The organism is Ancylobacter mangrovi, from assembly GCF_024752355.1.
GTDB classification, from domain to species: Bacteria; Pseudomonadota; Alphaproteobacteria; order Rhizobiales; family Xanthobacteraceae; genus Ancylobacter; species Ancylobacter mangrovi.
Map to the genome: position 1 here is coordinate 47,280 of NZ_JANTHZ010000010.1, position 21,222 is coordinate 68,501.

Sequence of the window (21,222 nt, forward strand, 5' to 3'; positions counted from 1 at the left end):
AGCGGTGAGGCTGCTTCTGGTCGAGGACAGCGCACGCCTGCGCCAGCTGATCGCCGAAACGGTCCAGGGCGCAGGCTGGCGCCTCGACATGGCCGGCGGCCTCGACGAGGCGGAAGCCGCGCTCGCCGCCGCGAGCTATGATCTCGTGCTTCTCGACCTCGGCCTGCCGGACGGCGACGGGCTCGACCTGCTGCGCGCCCTGCGCCGCCGCAAGGACCCCACGCCCGCCCTCGTGCTCACCGCGCGCGGCGCGGTCGACGAGCGCATCGCCGGCCTCGACGCCGGCGCCGACGACTATCTCACCAAGCCGTTCAACAATGGCGAACTTCTCGCCCGCGCCCGCGCGCTGCTGCGCCGCGCGCCGCTCTCGGCCGCGCCGGTGCTGGAGGCGGGCGCGCTGCGCTACGATCCCGCCACCCATGAGGTGAGCTGCAACGGCACCGCGATCGTCCTCGGGCCGCGCGAGCGCGCCGCGCTGGAAATCCTGATGCGCCATGCCGGCCGCGTCACGCCGAAGCGCGGGCTGGAGACCATGCTCTCCCATTTCGAGGGCGAGACCAGCGCCAACGCGATCGAGCTGCTGCTCTCGCGCCTGCGCCGCAAGCTCGCCGCGCATCCCACCGGCACGGCGATCGTGACGGTGCGCGGCGTCGGATACATGCTGCGCGAGACCGGCGCGTGAACGCCGAGCCGCCCGCCCCGCGCCGCTCCCAGCCGCTGGTGCGCATCGTCGCCGGCCGCATCGTGCTGTTCGCCGCCATCGCCATGCTGGCCCAGCTCGTCGCGGTGCTGGTCGAATATGGCCGCGACCCGCAGAATCTCGCCCGGCTCCTGCTCGAGCGGGAGACCGCGGAACTCGCCGGCGGCCTGTCGCTTCATGACGGCCGCCTCGCCTTCGAGCTGCCCACCGATCTCGCCTCGCGCTACGGGGTGCCCGCCTCCGGCTATTTCGGACGCATCCGCACGGCGAGCGGCGTGGTGCTGTTCTCCCATTGCGACGAGGAATGCACCGAGCATTTCCTGCCGCTCGAATTCAACCCGCCCTCCTTCTGGATGCGCACCATCCGCCCCGGCTACCCGCTCACCTTCGCCGGCGGGCGTGAGGTCGACATCGGCGAGCGCAGCGTGCTGGTGGAGATAACGGTATTGGGAGACCGCCAACAGGCGGTCTGGAGCGTGCTGGCGAACGAGGCGCTCGACCACATGCTGCTGCCGATGAGCCTCACGCTCATCTTCGTGCTCGGCGCCACGCTGGCCTCGATACGCACCGCCCTGCGCCCGGTCGCCGCCGCCGCCGGGCAGGCCGAGAGGTTCGATCCGCTCGTTCCCGACAGCCGGCTGGACGAGGCCGGCATGCCGCTGGAAATCGCCCGCCTCGCCGGGGCGGTGAACCGTTCCTATGCGCGCACACGCGAGCTGATGGCGGCGCAGAAGCTCTTCACCTCGGCAATCGCCCACGAGATCCGCACGCCGCTCGCCATCATCCGCATGGAGCTGGAGCGTATCGATCACCCCGCCGCCCGCCAGGCGATCGGCGAGCTCGACGAGCTCGACCATTTCGTCGGCCAGCTCGTCATGCTCGCCCGGCTGGAGGCGGCCGACCGCTCCGGCTTCGAGCCGGTGGATCTCGACGAGCTCGGGCGCGACATCGTCGGCGCGCTCGCCCCCTATGTCTACGATCACGGCGCCAGCATCGCCTTCGACGCCTCGTCCGGCCCCTCGGTGCTCGCCCATCCGCCCCTTCTCAAGGATGCGGTGCGCAACCTCATCGAGAACGCGGTGCGCCATGGCGGCCCGGCAGTGCACATCCGCGTCGGCACCGATAATGGGCCCGGCCTGTTCGTGGAGGATGACGGCGTCGGCTTCGCGCCCGCCTCCCGCGACGCGCCCGCCGGCGACGCGCCGGGGCATTACCGGCGCGCGGGCGGGCTCGGCATCGGGCTCGAGATCGTGCGCCGGATCATGGCGCTGCATGGCGGTTATCTGGAGACCAGAGAGGCGACGCCGTGCGGCGCCCGCGCGCGTCTCGTCTTCCCGCCGGCCGGGGAGGCGCCGGTCACACCCGCTCGATGAGCGCCATCGCCGCCGCGGGATTGCGGACCTTGAAGCCCGAGATCACGAACAGGAACACCTCGCGCGGCGTCTTCTCCGCCGGCGCGGCGACAAGCTTGTCCTTCAGCGCCGCCGGCGTCTCGCCCTTCGCCCATGCCTTGGCGCAATCGGCCCAGCGGTCGAGCGCGGCCGGCGCATAGCCGAGCGGATGGTCCTCGCTCGTGCCCATGATCCGCGCATAGACAAAGGGCGCCGTCACGTCGGCGATCTCCGGAAATTCGGAATCCCCGGCATAGATCACCGCCACGCCATGGGCGCGGGCGAGCGCGATGAACTCCGGGTCCCTGAAGCTGTCATGGCGCACCTCCACCGCGTGGCGGATGGCGTGCCCGCCGACGGATTTCGGCAGCAGCTTGAGGAAGCCCTCGAAATCGGCGGGATCGAACTTCTTGGTCGCCATGAACTGCCAGTTCACGGGGCCGAGCTTCTCCTTCAGCTCGGTGACGCCGCTGTTGAAGAAGCGCTCGATCGACTCGCCCGCTTCGGCGAGTACGCGCCGGTTGGTGGCGAAGCGCGGCCCCTTCAGCGCGAACACGAAGCCGTCCGGCGTCTCGGCGTGCCATTTGGCGAAGCTTTCCGGCTTCTGCGAGCCGTAATAGGTACCGTTGATCTCGATCGCCGTGAGCTTGCCGCTGGCGAATTCGAGCTCGCGCTTCTGCGCCAGCCCGTCGGGATAGAAGGCGCCGCGCCACGGCTCATAGGTCCAGCCTCCCACGCCGATGCGGATCGGTGCCGCGTTCTTCGCCATCATGGATCTCCGGGTTCGCGCAAGGCGAGGCACGATAGGCGCCTGTTGATCGGAATCAATGCCCGCCCGCCGCTGCCGGGGCATTTCCCACACAGGGGAAAATCATCTCCCCGATCTTCAGAAGCATGCGGAACCGCTGGAAGCGAGCCTTGTCCGAAAGGCCGGCTCGCCGCTGTCACCGGCTCCCGCTAGGCTGGTTCGCGCTGCGGAAGATCAATCCGGGTGCAGGGGCGGTTTGGGGGAGCCGGCCCGGTCCCGTTCACGGTCCGAACGATCAGGAATCGGTTTGACGCATGACGAAATCCCCCAGGAAGCTGATCCTCGCCATCGTCACGCTCGCCGTGCTCGGCGCCGCCTATTACGGCTGGCGCTTCTATCAGGGGAACGGGCTACCCGAAGGCATAGCGGGCGGCAACGGGCGCATCGAGGCCACCGAGATCGACGTCTCGACCAAGACCGCCGGCCGCATCCGGCAGATCCTCGTCGACGAGGGCGACTTCGTCATTGCCGGCCAGGTGCTCGCCCGCATGGACACGGTGCAGCTCGAGGCGAAGCTGCGCCAGGCGCAGGCCGAGCTCAAGCGCGCGATGATCAGCGTCGACACGGCGAACAGCCTCGTCACCCAGCGCGAGGCCGAGCGCAACGCCGCTGAGGCGACCATCGCCCAGCGCCAGGCCGAACTCGACGCCGCCGAGAAGCGGCTCGCCCGCTCCTCGCAGCTCGTGACGACCAACGCCGTGTCGCAGCAGACGGTCGATGACGACCGGGCGAGTGAGCAGGGCGCGAAGGCGGCGGTGGAGGCGGCGAAGGCGCAGCTCGCGGCCGGCGAGGCGGCGATCGGCTCGGCCAAAGCCTCGGTGGTCGACGCCGAGGCCGCCGTCGATGCGGCCAGGGCCGCGATCGAGAGCATCCAGGCCGACATCGACGACAGCGTGCTCACCTCGCCGCGCGACGGACGCGTGCAGTACCGCGTCGCCGAGCCGGGCGAGGTGCTCTCGGCCGGCGGGCGGGTGCTGAACCTCGTCGACCTCGAGGACGTCTACATGACCTTCTTCCTGCCTACCGCGCAGGCCGGGCGGGTGGCGCTCGGCACCGAGGCGCGCATCGTCCTCGACGCCGCCCCGCAATATGTGATCCCCGCCAGCGTCAGCTTCGTCTCCGACGTCGCCCAGTTCACGCCCAAGACGGTGGAGACCGAGGAGGAGCGGCTGAAGCTGATGTTCCGGGTCAAGGCGCGCATCCCGCCGGACCTGCTGCGCAAGCACATCCACCAGGTGAAGACCGGCCTGCCCGGCATGGCCTATGTCCGGCTCGATCCCGATGCCGCCTGGCCCGCCGACCTGACCGAGAACCTTGTGAAATGACCGAGGCGCCCGGCGAAGGGGGCGGTGCCCCGCCCGGGGGGGCGCCACGGGCGGAGAACGTCGCGCGCCTCGAGGGCGTCGGCCTGTCCTATGGCAAGACGCGTGCGCTCGACGCCATCACGCTCGACCTCCCGGCGGGGCGGATGGTCGGGCTGATCGGCCCGGACGGGGTCGGCAAGTCGAGCCTGCTCTCGCTCGTCGCCGGCGCGCGCAAGGTGCAGCAAGGCCGCATCGAGGTGCTCGGCGGCGACATCGCCGACGCCACCCACCGCCGCCTCACCTGCCCGCGCATCGCCTACATGCCGCAGGGGCTGGGCCGGAACCTCTACCCCACGCTGTCCGTGTTCGAGAACATCGACTTCTTCGCCCGCCTGTTCGGCCAGGGGCGGGAGGAGCGCGAGCGGCGCATCGGCGAACTGCTGAAGGCGACTGGGCTCGACCCGTTCCCGGACCGTCCGGCCGGCAACCTTTCGGGCGGCATGAAGCAGAAGCTCGGCCTGTGCTGCGCGCTGATCCACGACCCGGACCTGCTCATCCTCGACGAGCCTACCACCGGCGTCGACCCGCTCTCGCGCCGCCAGTTCTGGGAGCTGATTGGCGAGATCAGGCGCGAGCGTCCGGGCATGAGCGTGGTCGTGGCGACCGCCTATATGGAGGAGGCGCAGGGCTTCGACTGGCTGGTTGCGATGGATGGCGGGCACGTGCTCGCCACCGGCACGCCGGCGCAGCTGCTCGAGAGCACCGGCGCGGCCAATCTCGACGCCGCCTTCATCGCCCTGCTGCCGGAGGAGAAGCGGCGCGGCCACAAGGCGGTCGTCATCCCGCCGCGCCCGGCCGACGGCAAGGAGGAGTTCGCCATCGAGGCGGAGCACCTCACCATGCGCTTCGGCGACTTCACCGCCGTCGACGACGTCAGCTTCCGCATCCCGCGCGGCGAGATCTTCGGCTTCCTCGGCTCGAATGGCTGCGGCAAGACCACGACCATGAAGATGCTCACCGGCCTGCTGCCGGCGAGCGAAGGCACGGCCCGCCTGTTCGGCCGCGAGGTCGACCCCAACGATATCGAGGTGCGCCGGCGCGTCGGCTATATGAGCCAGGCCTTCTCGCTCTATACCGAGCTCACCGTCCGGCAGAATCTCGACCTGCACGCGCGCCTGTTCCGCATGGCGCCCGAGGCAATCCCCGGACGCATCGAGGAGATGGCGCGCCGCTTCGGCCTCACCCACATCATGGACACGCTGCCGGACGCGCTGCCGCTCGGCATCCGCCAGCGCCTGTCGCTCGCGGTGGCGATGATCCACGCGCCCGACATCCTCATCCTCGACGAGCCGACCTCGGGCGTCGACCCGGTCGCGCGCGACGGCTTCTGGCAGATGCTGTCCGACCTGTCGCGCAAGGACAATGTGACGATCTTCGTCTCCACCCACTTCATGAACGAGGCGGAGCTGTGCGACCGCATCTCGCTCATGCATGCGGGCCGCGTGCTGGTGAGCGACACGCCGAAGGCCATCGTCGGCAAACGCGCGGCGGCGACGCTGGAGGAGGCGTTCATCGGCTATCTCCAGGAGGCGATCGGCGCCAGTGCCGCCCCGCCCTCGCCCACCCCCGGGGCCGCCGGCGAGTTGGCCCCGGCGCCGGCGCCCGCCGCGGCGGGCCGCGCCCGCTTCGACCTGCGCCGCATGCTCGCCTATTCGCGCCGCGAGGCGCTGGAGCTCCAGCGCGACCCGATCCGCGCCACCCTCGCCCTGCTCGGCACGGTGATCCTGATGTTCGTCGTCGGCTACGGCATCAATCTCGACGTCGAAAACCTGACCTTCGCCGTGCTCGACCGCGACGACACCACGCTCAGCCACGATTACACGCAGCAGATCGCCGGTTCGCGCTACTTCATCGAGAAACCGCCGCTGCGCGACTATGGCGACCTCGACAAGCGCATGCGCGAGGGCGACATCAGCCTCGCCATCGAGATCCCGCCCAACTTCGCGCGCGACGTCTCGCGCGGGCGCACGGTCGAGGTCGGCGCCTGGATCGACGGCGCCATGCCCACGCGCGGCGAGACCGTGCGCGGCTATGTCGAGGGCATGCACGCGCAGTGGCTGACGCAGAAGGCGCGCGAGCTCTATGGCGACGCGGCGACCATCGGCGATTTCACCATCGCGCTGCGCTACCGCTACAACCCGGGCATCGAGAGCCTGATCGCCATGGTGCCGGCGGTGATCCCGCTGCTGCTGATGATGATCCCGGCCATGCTCGCCGTGCTCAGCGTGGTGCGCGAGAAGGAGCTCGGCTCGATCATCAATTTCTACGTCACGCCGGTGACGCGGATGGAGTTCCTGCTCGGCAAGCAGCTTCCCTATGTGGCGCTGGCGAGCCTCAACTTCCTGATGCTGGTCGCCTTCGCGATCTACGTCTTCAAGGTCCCCCTCACCGGCAGCTTCGCCGCGCTCAGCGCCGCCGCGCTGCTCTATGTCTTCGCCGCGACCGCGCTCGGCCTGCTGCTCTCGACCTTCATGCGCAGCCAGATCGCCGCCATATTCGGCACCGCGCTGATCACGCTGATCCCCACCGTGCAGTTCTCCGGCATGATCGACCCGGTCTCCTCGCTGCAGGGGGCGGGCGCCTTCATCGGCCACATCTATCCCGCCAGCTACTTCGTCACCATCGCGCGCGGCACCTTCTCCAAGGGGCTCGGCTTCGAGGAGCTCGGCTCCGCCTTCATCCCGCTGCTGCTGGCCGGGCCGATCCTTCTGGCGCTCAGCGCCGCCCTTCTCAGGAAACAGGCGGACTGACCATGCGCGCGGCCAATGTGCTCCAGCTCGGGATCAAGGAACTGCGCGGCCTGCTGCGCGACCCGATGCTGCTGATCCTGATCGTCTATTCCTTCACCGTCTCGATCTACACCGCCTCGACCGCCATGCCCGAGACGCTGAACCGGGCCTCGATCAGCATCGTCGACGAGGACCGCTCGCCCGTCGCCTCGCGCATCGTCACCGCGTTCTACCCGCCCTATTTCACCGTGCCGAAGCTCATCACCGCCTCGCAGATGGACCGGCGGATGGATTCCGGGCTCGACACCTTCGCGCTCGACATCCCGCCGAACTTCCAGCGCGACCTGCTCGCCGGGCGGGCGCCGACCATCCAGCTCAACGTCGACGCCACCCGCATGTCGCAGGCCTTCTCGGGCGGGGGCTACGTGCAGTCCATCGTCTCGGGCGAGGTCAACGAGTTCCTGAATCGCTACCGCGGCGAGACCGAGGTGCCGGTCGAGCTCACGCTGCGCACGCGCTTCAACCAGGAGCTCAACAAGAGCTGGTTCGGCGCCGTGACCAACGTGATCTCCTCGATCACCATGCTCTCGATCATCCTCACCGGGGCGGCGCTGATCCGCGAGCGCGAACACGGCACCATCGAGCACCTCCTCGTCATGCCGGTCACGCCGGTCGAGATCATGCTCGGCAAGATCTGGTCGATGGGGCTCGTCGTGTTCATCGCCACCACCGTCTCGCTGATCCTCATCGTACAGGGCGCGCTCAAGGTGCCGATCAACGGCTCGCTGACGCTGTTCCTCATGGGCACCGCGCTGCACCTCTTCGCCACCACCTCGATGGGCATCTTCCTCGCCACCGTGGCCGGCTCGATGCCGCAATTCGGGCTGCTGCTGATGCTGGTGCTGCTGCCGCTGCAGGTGCTCTCCGGCGCCACCACGCCGCGCGAGAGCATGCCGCAGATCATCCAGGACATCATGGCGTTCGCGCCGAACACCCATTTCGTCATCCTTGCCCAGTCGATCCTGTTCCGCGGCGCCGGGCTGACGGTGGTTTGGCCGCAATTCCTGGCGCTGCTCGCCATAGGCGGGGCGCTGTTCTTCCTGTCGTTGCGCCGGTTCCGGCGCTTCCTGCGCTAGAAGCGGCGCCAGCCGCGGCTCTTGCCGACAGCTTCCGCAAAGCGGGCGTGATCCTCGCCGGTCACCGACCCGTCCGGCTCGAAGCGCCGGGCGGGCACGCGCAGGGAGGCGATGTCGGCGCCGCACAGTTCGGCGAGGCCGAGCGAGGTCATCTCGTGATGGGCGGGAACGACGACCGCCCGCCCGCTCGCCGCGGCGAGGAAGCGGCCGAAATAGGCGCTCTGCGACAGGCCGCCATCGATCGAAACGGTAGCGATCGACCCGACCGATGCCGTTGCCGCCTCGATCAGCCCGACGGTGAGCATGGCGATGCCTTCCAGCACCGCCCGCACCATGTCGGCGCGCCCGGTCGCGGCGTCCATGCCGATGAAGAGCGGCGCCGCCTGCCGGTCCCAATAGGGCGCGGCGAGGCCCGACAGCGCCGGGACGAAGACGAGGCCGCGGCCGAGCGCGGAGGGCCCTTCGAAGCCGTCGAGCTCGGACGGTTCCGCATAGAGCCCGATGCGCCGCGCCCAGTCGAGCGCCGCGCCGGCGTCATAGACCCCGCCCTCGATCGCGAACATCGTGCCCTCGCCCGTGCGCCGCCACGCCACCGTGGGCAGCAGGTCGGACGGCGCGGGCCGCTCGTCGCCGGTGACCGCGAGCAGGAAGGCGCCGGTGCCGAAGGTGATCTTGGCGTCGCCCGGCCGGCGGCAGCCATGCCCGTAGAGCGCCGCCTGCTGGTCGACGATCGACACCTTCACCGGCGTGCCGTCGAGGCTGCCGAAGCCGGCATCGACGGCGGCGATCTCCGGCAGGCACTCCATCGGCACGCCGTGGAGCGCGCACAGCTCCGGGCTCCAGCGCACGGTCGAAAGGTCCAGCAGGCCGGTGCGCGAGGCGGTCGCGATGTCGGTGACGAAGCTGCCGCACAGCCGGTCGAGGAAGAAGGCGTCGGTGGTGCCGAGCCGCAGGCGCCCCGCCTCGAGCGCGGCCGCGACCTCGGGGAGCTCCGCCAGCAGCCAGGCGAGCTTGCCGGCCGAGAAATAGGGATCGAGCGGCAGGCCGCAGATCGCCTTCGAGCGCGCCTCGGCCGCTTCGCCGAGCGCCGCCAGCGCGCCGGCCGTGCGCGCGTCCTGCCAGACGATGACGGGCGACAGCGGCGCGCCGCTCACCCGGTCCCAGGCGAGGCAGCTCTCGCCCTGATTAGCAATGGCGATCGCGTCCACCTGCCCCGCCGCCTGCAGCACGGCGCGGATGTTGCGCAGCAATTCCTCCCCGTCCTGCTCGACCCGGCCAGGCGCGGGGTGGTGCTGGCTATGGCGCAGGCTCGCGACGACGCGCGCCTCGCCGGCCGCCTCGTCAACCAGCAGGCAGCGCGTAGAGGTGGTGCCCTGGTCGATCGCCGCCACCCGCATCAGCCGGCCTCCCGGAACCGGACATGCACCGCGCCCGCCTCGGCGGCGCCGGGCGGGATCGGCACCAGGATGCGCCGCTCCGGCAGGAAGGTGCCCTCCCCCGCCCATACCTCCGATCCGTCGAGCGCCAAGGACAGCCGGCCGCGCGCGCGGCGCAGGAAGCGGAGCTGGAACTCGCGGAAGGCGGGCTCGCTACCCGCGCCCCGACGCAGCAGGCCCGGCACCACCAGCTTGACCGGCGGGTCGAACGTCACCGGCACGGGCGGGGCGATCTGCGCGTCGCGCGCCAGGTCCGCCGCGATCGCCCGCCCGACGGCGCGCCCCTCGCGAAAGGCCCAGCCGCCGGTCTCGACCGCGCGCAATATGTTGCCGCTGGCGAAGACCATCGGATCGGCGGTCCGCCCGTCCTGGTCGATGGCCGGTCCCGCGCTGCCGGCCTCGACCCCGATCGTCGACTGCCGGAACAGCGCCGATTCCGGGGTGAAGCGCCCGGTCAGCAGCACCCCGTCGCAGGCGAGCGTCTCGACCGCGCCGTCGCTCCGGCGGAAGGCGACCGCCTCGACCCTGTCCGCGCCACGAATGTCGATCACCTCGGCCCCACAATGGAACGGCACGCCGGCGATGCGCGGGAACCACGCGAAGGGGGCCCGGGCCAGCGGATTCGGCGCGCTCTCCAGCAGCGCGAGCGGGCGCGCGCCATGGGTGAGGCAGGTCAGGACGGCGGAAAGGCTCACCAGCTCGGAGCCGAGGATCACCGGCCGCCGGAACGGCATCAGCCCGTGAAACGCGACATAGGCCTGCAGCGTGCCGGTGGTGACAACGCCGATCGGCCGGTCGCCGGGCAGCAACCGGTCCGCGCGCGGGCGCTCGCGGGCACCGGTGGCGATCATGAGGCGCCGCGCCGACAGGGTCTCGGCGCCGCGCGCCGAGGCGACCTCGAGCCGCCCGCCGTCGAGCATCCGCACCACCGAATGGCCGAGCCGGACGTCGACGCCCGCCTGCCCGGCCTCCTGCGCCAGCCGCCGGCCATAGGCCGCGCCGAGATAGACCCGGCCGAACTCGCGCGTGCCGAAGGGAGAGTGGCTGCAATGGCGCGTCGCCCCGCCGAGCTCCGGCTCGCGGTCGAGCAGCACGACCCGCTCCACGCCGCGCCGGCGCAGTTCCACCGCCGCCGCCACGCCGGCCGGGCCGCCACCGACGACGATCACGTCGATCATCGCCCCGCTCATGACCGCCCGGGCTCCTCGTCCTCGCCGACCGCGAGCGGCTCGGCGAGGCGCCCGCGCGTCATCTCCGCGAGGCGCGCATTGCAGTAGAAGCCCTGGCAGCGGCCCATCCCGGCGCGCGTGCGCCGCCTCAGCCCACCGAAATCGCCCGGCGGCACCGCGCTCTCGAACGCCGCCTCGATCTCGCGGCGCGTCACCAGCTCGCAATGGCAGACGATCTCGCCATGGTCGGGCTGCTGCCAGTCGCGCTCGCGCGTCTCGGCGAGGTTGGGCAGATGGACAGCCGGCGCTCCCACCGGTGCAAGCGGCGGCCCTTCGAAGGCGGCGTGCAGTTGCAACGCGTGCTGCGCGAGGCCGAGCGCGGCGCTGAGCCCGGTCGAGCGTATGCCGCCGAGCGTGATGGCCCGGCTCTCCGGCCGCGCGAAGATGCGGTAGCCCTTCTCCTCGCTCGCGGGCCGCAGCCCGGCATAGACGGCCGTTACCGGCACGCCCTCAAGCGCGGGCACAATCTCGGCGCCGCGCTTCAGCAAGGCGCGCAGCGTGTCGGTCTCGACGGTGGCGCGGGTGCGATCCTCCTGCTCCTCCGCCGTCGGCCCGATCAGCACATTGCCAAAGGCGGTGGGACACACCACCACGCCCTTGGTGATCTCGGTCGGCACGGGAAGGACGATACGCGGCACGTGAGGAAAGGCCGCCTTGTCGAGCACCACGAACTGGCCCTTGCGCGGGCGGATCTCGAACTCCGGCGCGAAGCCGAGCCGGCGGTCGACCTCGTCGCCATAGAGCCCGGCGGCGTTGACCACGGCACGCGCGCGCAATTCGCCGGCCGAGGTCGCGAGTGTCCAGTCGCCACCGAAGCGGCCCTCGATCAGCTCGGCTCGGCGCAGGAACCGCGCGCCCAGCGCCACGGCCTGCGTGAGATAGGCGAGCGGCGCGCTCCAGGGGTCGATGATGTGCTCGCCCTCGACCTCGATCGCCGCCACCAGCCGCGGCGAAAGCGCGGGCATGCCCGCGCGCGCCTCATGCGCGTTCAGCAAGCGCAGCCCGGCGACGCCATTGTCGCGCCCCTGCGCCGCGATTGCCTCCAGTTTCGCCGCCTCCGCCTCGTTCCAGGCGCAGACCAGCGCGCCCGTCGTGACGAGCGGCAGGCCGAGGCTGTCGCGGATGTCGAGATATTCCGCCCGCCCGGCCTTCACCAGCTCCAGCTCCAGGCTGCCGGGCGGGGCGTCGAAGCCGGTATGCAGGATGGCGCTATTGGCCTTGGAGGCGCCGCTCAGAATGTCGCTGCCCTTCTCGACCAGCACCACCTTCGCCCCCGCCAGAGCGAAGCGGCGCGCGAGAGCGCAGCCGACCACGCCGGCCCCGATGATGGCGACGTCGAACATCTCCTGAAGCGAGGGGGCGGGCGTCGGCCGGGCCTGCGCGTGGAGCATCGTTGCTCCCTTCCTGTCACAACGCGACCGGCGCGAGGCCGGTCACGGCACGTCACTCGGCTCCGGCGTGCGCCGGGCCGTCGGCGCCCCGCCCGCATGGGCGGAGGCGCCATAGGCGGCAGATGAGGTCGGTCCCGATCAGCGATAGGGGTAGCCGGCCTTCTGCATCGTCTCGGCGTATTTCTTGAAGGCGGCGACCACCTTGCCCGCACGCGGGCTGGAGGCGGCAACCTCGTCCCAGAAGCCCGTGGCGTCCTGAACCACCTGCGCCCATTCCTGCGGCGGCAGCGAGGTGAGCTCCATCTTCTCGCCTTCCACGCGCAGCTTGGCCTCGCCGCCCCAGTACCAGACGTCGCGATAATAGTGCGACTGGTCGATGGACATGAGGAACAGCTCCTTCAGGTGCGGGGGCACCTTGTCCCAGCTCGCCGTGTTGGCGAAATAGCTGCCGAACCACGCGCCGGTGACCGAGTTGGAAAGGGCGTAGTTGCACACGTCGGCCCAGCCCACCTCATAGGCCTCGGTGAAGCCGCACCAGGCGACGCCGTCGAGCTCGCCGGTCTGCATCGCGACTTCGACGTTGTCCCACGGGATCGTCACCGGCACGAGACCGTACTTGGACAGGAACTTGCCCGCGGTCGGCACGCCGAACACGCGCAGGCCCTGCATGTCGGCGAGACTGCGGATCGGCTTCTCGACGGTGAAGATGTGCAGCGGGTCCCAGGCGCCGGTGGACAGCCAGGTGACGTTCTCGACCTCGGAATAGGCCTCTTCCCAGATCTCCTTGAGCCCGTAATAGCGGAACAGCGCCGGCACATCGAGGCTGTAGCGGGTGGCGAAGGGGAAGTAGCCGCCGAACACGGCGATATCGACCGGCGAGGCCATGGTCGCCTCGTCCGACTGCACCGCGTCGATGGTGCCGCTCTGCAGCGCGCGGAACAGGTCGGCGGTCGGGACCAGCTGGTCGGCGTAGAACAGCTCGATCTCCATCTCCCCGTTCGCCGCCGTGTTGAAGGCCTCGATCTGCGGCTTGATGACATGGGCGCCGAGCGGGGCGCCGGAATAGGTCTGCAGGCGCCACTTGATCGGGCCGGTCTGCGCGATGACGGCGGGGGCCGCCAGGGTGGAGCTCGCCAGCGCCACGCCGGCGCCGAGGCCGGCCTTGCCGAGGAAGTTGCGGCGCGTCGCCAGGATCTTCTCCGCCGCGCCGGGCTTCTTGAGGCTGCCCGGCTTCGTGCTCTCGGGCGTCAGGATGCCAGACGTCTTGGTCTTGTCGCTCATCTGCTGTTCCTCTCGTTTTGGAAGGTTCTGGTTGCCGGCAACATGTCCTCAGCCCCGCACATTGGTGTGGGTGGGAAGCCAGAGCGCGAGCTGCGGGAACGCCATGATCAGCGCGATGGTGAGCGCCATGATCAGCACGAACGGCCAGATCGACCGGTAGATGTCGACCAGCGTGATCTCCTTCGGCGCCAGCGAGCGCATGAGGAAGAGGTTGTAGCCAAAGGGCGGGGTGATGTAGGCGATCTGGCAGGTGATGGTGTAGAGCACGCCGAACCAGATGAGCTGGTTGGGGAAGCCGAGGTCCAGCGTCTTCACCAGCGGGATGTAGAGCGGCGCGACGATCACCAGCATCGCGGTATCGTCGAGGAACATCCCCATGATCAGGAAGCTCACCTGCATCATGATGATGATGGTCCAGGGGTCGAGGTCCCACTGGCGCACGAACAGGTTCTCGATCGCCTTGACCGCGCCGAGGCCGTCGAACACCGCGCCGAAGGCCAGCGCGGCCAGGATGAGCCACAGGAACATGCAGGAGACGGCGAGCGTCTTCATCGACGTCTCGCGCACCAGCCGCCAGGTGAACCGGCGCTTCATCACCGCCGCCAGCGTCGCCGACGCCGCGCCCACCGCCGAGCTCTCGACGAGGCTGGTGTAGCCGGAGACGAACAGCCCGGTCATGAAGAAGAAGATGGCGAAGGGAATGATGCCCGCCCGCGCCAGCGCCAGCTTCTCGCGCAGGGGCATGTTCAGCTCCTCCTCCGCCACGATGGGAGCGAGCTTCGGGTTGGTGCGGGCGCGGAACATCACGTACAGCACGAACAGCGCCGCCATGATGAGGCCCGGCACCAGCCCGGCGAACCACAGCTTCGACACCGGCTGGCGGGCGATCATGCCGTACAGCACCATCACCACCGAGGGCGGGATCAGGATGCCGAGCGAGGAGCCGCCCTGCACGACGCCGGAGATCAGCACCTTGTCGTAGCCGCGCCGCAGCATCTCCGGCAGCGCGATGGTGGCGCCGATGGCCATGCCGGCGACCGACAGGCCGTTCATGGCGGAGATGATGACCATCAGGAAGATGGTGCCGATGGCGAGCCCGCCGCGCACGCGCCCGAACCACACGTGCAGCATCCTGTAGAGGTCTTCGGCAATGCCGGACTCCGACAGGATGTAGCCCATGTAGATGAACATGGGCAGCGTGAGCATGGCGTACCAGTTGAAGAGCTTGAACACCTGGTTGAAGGGCAGCTCCACCGCGCCGTGCCCGTAGAGCAGCAGCGCCGCGCCGGCGGCGACGAAGCCGATGGCGGCGAAGACCCGCTGGCCCGAGACCAGCAGCAGCACCATCGAGGCGAACATGAGAAGGGCGATCGCCTCGTAGCTCACCGCAGATCCTCCCCGCGCAGCGTGGCGACGTGCTTGAAGAAGAGCGCGACGGCCTGCAGCAGCATCAGCACGATGCACGCGACCATCAGCGACTTGATCGGGATCACCGACGGATTCCAGATCGAGAACCGCCGCTCGTCGGTGGCGATGGCGTAGGCGAGGCTGGAGATCGAGCCCGCGAGCAACACGCCGAGATAGAAGATCAGGCACCAGACGGTGAAGATATCGACCTTCGCCTTGCCGCGTACGGAAAGGTTTCCGTACCAGAGGTCCATGCGGACATGCTCGTCGTTCTTGAGCGTGATCGGCCCGCCCATGAAGTAATAGGCGGCGAGCGTGAACTGGGTGAGTTCCACCGCCCAGTGGACCGGCATGCGGATCAGGTTGCGGGTGACGGCGTCGAACAGCAGCGTGGCGCCCATGAAGAAGATGAGCGAGGCGGCGAGGTAGCCGACATAGTCGGAGATCCGATCCGTCAGGCGCACATAGAAGGCGATCCATCGCCACATGCCCGTCTCTGTCCGTTCTGCCACTTCGGAAGTCACATCCACGCTCCGTTCCTGTCCGATATGCACCCGCTCGGTCCTGAAGGCCGGCGCCGGCGCGCCCGCCGCCGGAAAATCCGCGTGACGCGCCAGACGGCCCCGCCGCGCCCGGCACACACGGGCGCCGGCGCGCGATCCACAAGACGGCGCCGACGCGATCGCCGCCGATGCTCGCGCAACTAGGCATCGCCGCGACGTCAGATGCCGATCATGAGGCCCATCTGCCAAAGGCGGTCATATGCAATCCCCTCGCGCCCGCTGCACGCCGAATGTGCGCGCCGTTATTTTCAGCACTAGCAAGCACCATACCGCTTTCGATACGGAAGGAAAGACCGAATTATCATCATCGGCGGCCATTTTGACCGAAATGGTTGACTATGTAGCCCGTATAATCAACATATGGCTCTTGCAGTTGACTATTCGGTCATATCACGCGGAAATATCGTCGGCTACCCAAAGGTAAATGCCCGAATCGGCGTCGCCTCCGTACAGCGGCGCGGTCTCATTGACCCAACAACCGGCGTCACTTACCGATTCAGCAATCGCCGTCGCGTGGAATCGGGCGCGCCGCCGGGCCGCCCGACCGGGCCGAAAGCCCGAGCATTCACGAAAGGCAAGCAGGGAAACGCCGTGCAGCCCTCCTCCCGCCATGACGACATCATCGCGCTGCTTTCCGAGGCCGGAGAGCTGAGCGTCGAGGCGCTGGCCGACCGGCTCCGCGTCTCGCGCGAGACGGTGCGGCGCGATCTCGGCCGGCTTGACGCGGCCGGGCGGCTGCGCCGCTTTCACGGCGGGGCCAAGGCGATCGGCGTGCCCGCCCCGGTCATGGACAAGGAATGGCCGTTTGCGCAGCGCATGGCGCAAAATGCGGCAGGCAAGAAGAGCATCGCCGCGGCCGCCGCCCGCCTGTTCGAGCCCGACGATTCCCTGTTCATCGATACCGGCAGCACCACCGTCGCCTTCGCCGAGGCGCTGGCGGGAGCCCGCTCGCTGACGACGATCACCAACTCGCCGCGCATCGCCGCGATGCTCGCCGCCAATCACGCGCACAAGGTCTTCCTCATCGGCGGCGCCTATGGCGCGGATGCCGGCGAGAGCCTGGGGCCGCTGGCGCTGGAACAGGTCGCCAAGTTCCGCGTGCGCCATGCGGTGCTGACCATCGGCGCCATCGATCCGGCCTGCGTGATGGATTTCGACCTGCAGGAGGCCGAGGTCGCCAAGGCGATGATCGAGCGCGCCGACCGCGTCACCGTGCTCGCCGACCACAGCAAGTTCGACCGGCGCGCCGTCTTCGAGGTCGCCCCGCTCGCGCGCGTGCACACGCTGGTGACCGACCTTGCGCCCTCCGAGCCGATGGCGAAAGCCCTCGAGGCCGCCGGCACCCGGCTGATCGTCGCCGGCGCGGAGTGAACGCGCCGCTTCGCGAGCGGGGCGATAGTCGAGGGCGAAGCCGGACCTAACGTTGTGCGGGCCCCTCGCGCTGCAACGCTGGGGCATATAGCGAGTGGACCGCGATCGGCGCACCTCAGCATCGGAAGCTTCGGTGCAGGGCAAAGTCCTCATGCTCCGCACGGGCGCCGAGAAGCTGAGGAAGCCGGCCAATGATGGCCTCATGGCTCGATCAGACTTGCCTATCCCAAATAGCGAATAAAACTATTTTATTGATGCCCCGCGTGGCCTCACTCTGATCCTCTACGTAAATGGCGGGCGCGGCACGACGGGGACGGAAGGTTCGCGTCGGTGGTGTGCGCCTCGTCGCCCTCGCCCGCGGCAGCGGGTCGACGGCATGGTCCGAGCGGCCCATTGGGCCGACGGCGGCAAACCCGCGCGCCACCACACTCCAGTATTATCATGTATATAAAGTGATCCTATGCCGCGCATAGGAGCATTGCTTTCACGTCTTTTGATTCATTTCACGAACGTGTCAAATCATGTTCATAGGATTTGATTATTCTGAGCGTGATTCATTCGCACTCCATTTAATCAAATGACGAGGAAAAAAGCGCCATCTGCTCATTTTGGCGCATTTTGCGGCATTTGATCCAGATCAACTGTTGACCACCCAACCTTCCGTTCGGACAATCCTCGCACATTCACGAGGTACCGGACATGCTCGAGCTCTCCGCCCGGGAGACCAGGGCGCTCATCGGCCGCAAGCAATTGTCGCCGGTGGAGGTGCACGACGCCTGTCAGGCCCGCATCGAGGCGGTCGACCCCCATCTGAACGCGCTGGTGGCGCGCGACTTCGAGCGCTCGCGCCGGGACGCCCGCCGTGCCGAGGACGCGGTGATGCGCGGCGAGCCGCTCGGCGTGCTGCACGGCCTGCCGGTCGCCATCAAGGACCTCACCGAGACCGAGGGCCTCGTCACCAGCTTCGGCTCGCTCGCCCATGCCGACAACGTGCCGTGGCGCGACGATCCGCTGGTGGCACGCATCCGCGCGGCGGGCGGCGTCGTCATCGCCAAGAGCAACACGCCCGAATTCGGCGCCGGCGCCAACACGGTCAACAAGGTCTATGGCGCCACGGTGAACCCGTTCGACCCCACGCTGTCCTGCGCCGGCTCCTCCGGCGGGTCGGCGGTGGCGCTCGCGACCGGCATGGTGCCGCTGGCGACCGGCTCGGACCTCGGCGGCAGCCTGCGCACCCCCGCCTCCTTCTGCGGTGTGGTCGGACACCGCCCTTCGCCCGGCGCGGTGGCGAGCGAGGGGCGCGCCCATGGCTGGTCGCCCCATCTCGTCGAGGGCCCCATGGCCCGCTGCGTCGACGACGCGGCGCTGCTGATGGCGGCGATGGTCGGCGAGAGTTCGCGCGACCCGCTGTCGCGCCCGCTCGACCCGCGCGACTTCCTTCATCTGCACAAGGTCGATCCCGGCACGCTGCGGGTCGCCTTCAGCGCCGACCTCGGCGGCGTGCCGGTGGCGCGCGAGGTGGCGGAGCACTTCGTGGCGGTGGCCGAAGGGTTGGCGCCGCTCTTCTCCCACAGCATGTGGAAGGACCCGGAGCTGCCGGAAGTCGACGCGACCTTCGAGACGCTGCGCGCGGTCGGCTTCGCCGGCGGCATCACCGACTATGTCGAGCGCCACCGCGCCCTCGCCACGCCCAACGTCGTCGCCAATACCGAGCTGGCGCGGCGGTTCGCCATCACCGACATCGCCCGCGCCCAGGCCGGGCAGACCGAGATCCTGCGCCGCTTCCAGGACTTCTTCGCCGATATCGACCTGCTGATCTGCCCGGCGGCCTCGGTGGTGCCGTTCCCGGTCGACGAGCTCTACGTGCCCGAAATCGACGGCGTCGCGCTCGACACCTACATCAGCTGGTGCGCCATCGCCTATGCGATCACGCTCACCAGTCATCCCGCCACCGTCATCCCCTGCGGGCTCGGCCCGTCCGGCCTGCCCTTCGGCCTGCAGATCGTCGGCCGGCTGCGCGACGACGCCGGCACGCTCGCCGCGGCCGCCGCCATCGAGGCGGCGCTGGCCGACGACCCGGTGCTGGCGCGCCCCGCTCCCGATCTCACCCGGCTCGCCCGGATGCCCAGCCGGGCGGGAGCGGTCATCGCCGCCCTCGCCGGCCCCTTCGAACGACCCGGCGCCCATGCGCGCCACGCAGTTGCCCCGTGACGGGTGGAGGAAGTGCTTTGCTGATCAAGGACGTGCGCGTCAGCGTTCACCGCTTCAAGAATTCGGTGCCGCTGATCAACAAGCCGATCGAGGATGATTACCGCATCATCTGCGAGATCGAGACCGACGAGGGCCATGTCGGCATCGGCATGGCCTCGCGCTTCCTCTGGCACGGCGTCGCCGCCGTCGCCGGCAAGCATCTCGGCCCCGCCATCATCGGCATGGACCCGCGCGACCTGGAGAAGATCCACGCCCGCCTGCAGCCGCTGATCTCCGAGCGCGGCGCGATGACGGGCATCAACCTTGCCGGGCTCTCCTGCATCGACCTCGCGCTGTGGGACATCATCGGCAAGGCGAGCGGGCGCACCGTCGCCCAGCTTCTCGGCGGCGCCAAGGACTATGCCGACGCCTATGTGACCTACGGCTTTGCCGCCTTCGAGACCGAGCACCTGATCGAGATGGCTCGGATCCTGATCGGCAAGGGCCACACCCGGCTGAAGATGCTGGTCGGCACCGGGCGCGGCCTCGTCGAGGACGCGAAGCGCGTCGCTGCGGTGCGCGAGGCGATCGGCGAGGACATCCTGCTCGCCGTCGACGCCAATGAGGGGCTGCGCCCGGAAGAGGCGCTGCGCATCGCCAAGATGATCGAGCCCTGCAACATCGCCTGGTTCGAGGACCCGCTGCAGCGCGTCGACGCGCGCGACCTCGGCAATATGCGCAAGCGCACCACCATCCCGCTCTCGGCCGGGCAGATGGACGGGCATTCGCTGCGCTTCCGCGAATGGGTCGAGCACGACGCGATCGACATCTTCATGCCGAACAGCATGTACAACGGCGGCATGACGGAGACCCGCCGGGTCGCGCATCTTTCGCAGATCTACAACAAACCCTTGTCGGATGCCGGCGGCGGCGGCGTGTGGTGCCTCCATCACGTCGCCGGCTTCCGCAACGGCACGCTGGCCGAAATCCATCTCGGTACCGAGCAGGTCGAGGAGCAGATGTTCCTCGATCCGCCCAAGGCCGTGAACGGGCGCGTCGCCATACCCGACGCGCCGGGATTCGGCGTCACCCTCAACAGGGACATGCTGAAAGAAACGCTCGTCACCGCGTGACGAGCCAATCAATCAACGAAGGAGAGTGGGAACATGGCCTATCGCTTCAATATGCGTCACGCGCTCGGGGCTCTCGCCCTCAGCACCAGCCTGGTCGCCGGCGCCGCCTTCGCCGAGCCGCTGCACCTCAAGATGGCGAGCCCCTCCCCCGCGGGCGGCTTCGACACCATCATGGCGCAGAAGGTCGCCGACAAGATGAAGGCGAAGATGGGTGACGAGTTCACCTACGAGCTGTTCGACAACGCCACCATCGGCGACGAGATCGTGCACATGCAGCAGGTGCGCACCGGCCAGATCGACATCACGCCGATGGGCTCGGACGCGGTCGAGCTGGACAACGCCTGGGCGGTGTTCGACATGCCCTTCATGTTCCCGGACCGCGAGGCGGTGGCGAAGGTGCTGGACGGCGAGTTCGGCCAGAAGCTCGCTGCCTCGATGCGCGAGAAGGCGGGCCTCGAAGTGCTGGCCTTCGGCGAGATCGGCTTCCGCCAGATCACCAATTCGGTGCGCCCGATCAAGACCCCGGCCGACTTCCAGGGCATGAAGATCCGCGTGCCGGGCAGCGAGACCCGCATCCTGACCTTCAAGACGCTGGGAGCGACCCCGGTCAACATGAACTTCGGCGAGGTGTTCCTCGCCCTGCAGAACAAGACCATCGACGGCCAGGAAAACCCGCTCAACGACATCGTCGAGCGCTCGCTGCAGGAGGTCCAGCCCTACATCTCGATCTCCAACCACGTCTACACGCCGATCACCTTCGCGATGAACGCGAAGAAGTTCGACTCCCTGCCCGACGACCAGAAGGCGATGCTGAAGGAAGCCGCGCTCGAGGCCGCCAAGGAAATCCGCGCGCTCGGCGCGCAGAAGGACAAGGACCTGCTGGCCAAGCTGAAGGCCAACGGCAAGAACGAGATCATCGAGATCGACCGCGCCACCTTCGTCGAAGCCTCGCAGCCGCTCTACGCCGAGATCGGCAAGATCGCCGGCGGCACCTATGCGGCCGACATGCAGGCCGCGCTGCAGTGACCCCCGCCTAGCCGACGATGCGCCGGGCGTCCGGCGGGCTCCGACCCGCCGGACGTCGCCTTTCAGA

General features: G+C 69.0%; 16 protein-coding genes. 9 read left to right on the top strand and 7 right to left on the bottom strand.

Features of this window, described 5'->3' with window-relative positions:
* The first annotated feature begins 4 nt into the window (after window positions 1-4).
* Window positions 5-682: a response regulator gene (locus NVS89_RS18865; protein ID WP_258734306.1), complete on the top strand. Its 678-nt coding sequence runs from the start codon at window positions 5-7 to the stop codon at window positions 680-682.
* Window positions 679-2,073 (top strand): sensor histidine kinase, encoded by a 1,395-nt coding sequence (locus NVS89_RS18870; protein WP_258734307.1) that lies wholly within the window; start codon window positions 679-681, stop codon window positions 2,071-2,073. The genes NVS89_RS18865 and NVS89_RS18870 overlap by 4 nt, the downstream gene beginning before the upstream one ends.
* On the opposite strand, the gene NVS89_RS18875 is transcribed toward NVS89_RS18870, so the two are convergent.
* On the bottom strand, window positions 2,057-2,860 hold the full coding sequence (locus NVS89_RS18875; protein ID WP_258734430.1) for a DUF72 domain-containing protein: 804 nt from the start codon (window positions 2,858-2,860) through the stop codon (window positions 2,057-2,059). The genes NVS89_RS18870 and NVS89_RS18875 overlap by 17 nt on opposite strands.
* Window positions 2,861-3,153: 293 nt before the next feature.
* Between NVS89_RS18875 and NVS89_RS18880 the strand changes: the two genes are divergently transcribed.
* From NVS89_RS18880 to NVS89_RS18890, 3 genes are read left to right on the top strand one after another with little or no spacing between them, the layout of a single operon-like run.
* Entirely contained in the window at window positions 3,154-4,224 is a 1,071-nt protein-coding gene (locus tag NVS89_RS18880) for an HlyD family secretion protein (protein WP_258734308.1), read from the top strand.
* Entirely contained in the window at window positions 4,221-7,013 is a 2,793-nt protein-coding gene (gene rbbA, locus NVS89_RS18885; protein WP_258734309.1) for a ribosome-associated ATPase/putative transporter RbbA, read from the top strand. The genes NVS89_RS18880 and rbbA overlap by 4 nt, the downstream gene beginning before the upstream one ends.
* 2 nt (window positions 7,014-7,015) lie before the next feature.
* A complete protein-coding gene (locus NVS89_RS18890; RefSeq protein WP_258734310.1) occupies window positions 7,016-8,128 on the top strand; it encodes an ABC transporter permease in 1,113 nt (370 codons plus the stop codon).
* Here NVS89_RS18890 and NVS89_RS18895 read toward each other — a convergent pair.
* The 6 genes from NVS89_RS18895 to NVS89_RS18920 all read right to left on the bottom strand — a co-directional run bounded on the left by NVS89_RS18895 (window position 8,125) and on the right by NVS89_RS18920 (window position 15,360).
* Window positions 8,125-9,525, bottom strand: a complete 1,401-nt coding sequence (locus tag NVS89_RS18895; RefSeq protein ID WP_258734311.1) for an FGGY family carbohydrate kinase — start codon at window positions 9,523-9,525, stop codon at window positions 8,125-8,127. The two genes, NVS89_RS18890 and NVS89_RS18895, sit on opposite strands and share 4 nt — an antisense overlap.
* The gene (locus NVS89_RS18900) at window positions 9,525-10,754 is read right to left on the bottom strand and encodes an NAD(P)/FAD-dependent oxidoreductase (RefSeq protein ID WP_258734312.1); all 1,230 of its coding nucleotides are present in this window, start codon (window positions 10,752-10,754) and stop codon (window positions 9,525-9,527) included. The genes NVS89_RS18895 and NVS89_RS18900 overlap by 1 nt, the downstream gene beginning before the upstream one ends.
* A complete protein-coding gene (locus NVS89_RS18905; RefSeq protein ID WP_258734313.1) occupies window positions 10,751-12,184 on the bottom strand; it encodes an NAD(P)/FAD-dependent oxidoreductase in 1,434 nt (477 codons plus the stop codon). The genes NVS89_RS18900 and NVS89_RS18905 overlap by 4 nt, the downstream gene beginning before the upstream one ends.
* A gap of 138 nt (window positions 12,185-12,322) precedes the next feature.
* Entirely contained in the window at window positions 12,323-13,375 is a 1,053-nt protein-coding gene (locus tag NVS89_RS18910; RefSeq protein ID WP_258734431.1) for a type 2 periplasmic-binding domain-containing protein, read from the bottom strand.
* Window positions 13,376-13,513: 138 nt separating this feature from the next.
* The gene (locus NVS89_RS18915; protein ID WP_258734314.1) at window positions 13,514-14,851 is read right to left on the bottom strand and encodes a TRAP transporter large permease; all 1,338 of its coding nucleotides are present in this window, start codon (window positions 14,849-14,851) and stop codon (window positions 13,514-13,516) included.
* Window positions 14,848-15,360: a TRAP transporter small permease subunit gene (locus tag NVS89_RS18920; protein ID WP_258734315.1), complete on the bottom strand. Its 513-nt coding sequence runs from the start codon at window positions 15,358-15,360 to the stop codon at window positions 14,848-14,850. The genes NVS89_RS18915 and NVS89_RS18920 overlap by 4 nt, the downstream gene beginning before the upstream one ends.
* 666 nt (window positions 15,361-16,026) lie before the next feature.
* Between NVS89_RS18920 and NVS89_RS18925 the strand changes: the two genes are divergently transcribed.
* The 4 genes from NVS89_RS18925 to NVS89_RS18940 all read left to right on the top strand — a co-directional run bounded on the left by NVS89_RS18925 (window position 16,027) and on the right by NVS89_RS18940 (window position 21,155).
* On the top strand, window positions 16,027-16,806 hold the full coding sequence (locus NVS89_RS18925; protein ID WP_258734316.1) for a DeoR/GlpR family DNA-binding transcription regulator: 780 nt from the start codon (window positions 16,027-16,029) through the stop codon (window positions 16,804-16,806).
* Between the two features lie 699 nt (window positions 16,807-17,505).
* Window positions 17,506-19,017 carry an amidase gene (locus NVS89_RS18930; RefSeq protein ID WP_258734317.1) on the top strand — a complete coding sequence of 504 codons (1,512 nt, stop codon included), beginning with the start codon at window positions 17,506-17,508 and terminating at the stop codon, window positions 19,015-19,017.
* 17 nt (window positions 19,018-19,034) lie between these two features.
* Window positions 19,035-20,129 (top strand): mandelate racemase/muconate lactonizing enzyme family protein, encoded by a 1,095-nt coding sequence (locus NVS89_RS18935; RefSeq protein WP_258734318.1) that lies wholly within the window; start codon window positions 19,035-19,037, stop codon window positions 20,127-20,129.
* Window positions 20,130-20,162: 33 nt separating this feature from the next.
* Window positions 20,163-21,155: a TRAP transporter substrate-binding protein gene (locus tag NVS89_RS18940; protein ID WP_258734319.1), complete on the top strand. Its 993-nt coding sequence runs from the start codon at window positions 20,163-20,165 to the stop codon at window positions 21,153-21,155.
* The last annotated feature ends 67 nt before the right edge of the window (window positions 21,156-21,222 follow it).

What these genes read in the sequence shown, in the direction of transcription:
- NVS89_RS18875 (WP_258734430.1), bottom strand. Translation starts at nt 2,860, where the DNA reads ATGGCGAAGAACGCGGCACCGATCCGCATCGGCGTGGGAGGCTGGACC.
- NVS89_RS18880 (WP_258734308.1), top strand. Translation starts at nt 3,154, where the DNA reads ATGACGAAATCCCCCAGGAAGCTGATCCTCGCCATCGTCACGCTCGCC.
- rbbA (WP_258734309.1), top strand. Translation starts at nt 4,221, where the DNA reads ATGACCGAGGCGCCCGGCGAAGGGGGCGGTGCCCCGCCCGGGGGGGCG.
- NVS89_RS18890 (WP_258734310.1), top strand. Translation starts at nt 7,016, where the DNA reads ATGCGCGCGGCCAATGTGCTCCAGCTCGGGATCAAGGAACTGCGCGGC.
- NVS89_RS18895 (WP_258734311.1), bottom strand. Translation starts at nt 9,525, where the DNA reads ATGCGGGTGGCGGCGATCGACCAGGGCACCACCTCTACGCGCTGCCTG.
- NVS89_RS18900 (WP_258734312.1), bottom strand. Translation starts at nt 10,754, where the DNA reads ATGAGCGGGGCGATGATCGACGTGATCGTCGTCGGTGGCGGCCCGGCC.
- NVS89_RS18905 (WP_258734313.1), bottom strand. Translation starts at nt 12,184, where the DNA reads ATGCTCCACGCGCAGGCCCGGCCGACGCCCGCCCCCTCGCTTCAGGAG.
- NVS89_RS18920 (WP_258734315.1), bottom strand. Translation starts at nt 15,360, where the DNA reads ATGTGGCGATGGATCGCCTTCTATGTGCGCCTGACGGATCGGATCTCC.
- NVS89_RS18930 (WP_258734317.1), top strand. Translation starts at nt 17,506, where the DNA reads ATGCTCGAGCTCTCCGCCCGGGAGACCAGGGCGCTCATCGGCCGCAAG.
- NVS89_RS18940 (WP_258734319.1), top strand. Translation starts at nt 20,163, where the DNA reads ATGGCCTATCGCTTCAATATGCGTCACGCGCTCGGGGCTCTCGCCCTC.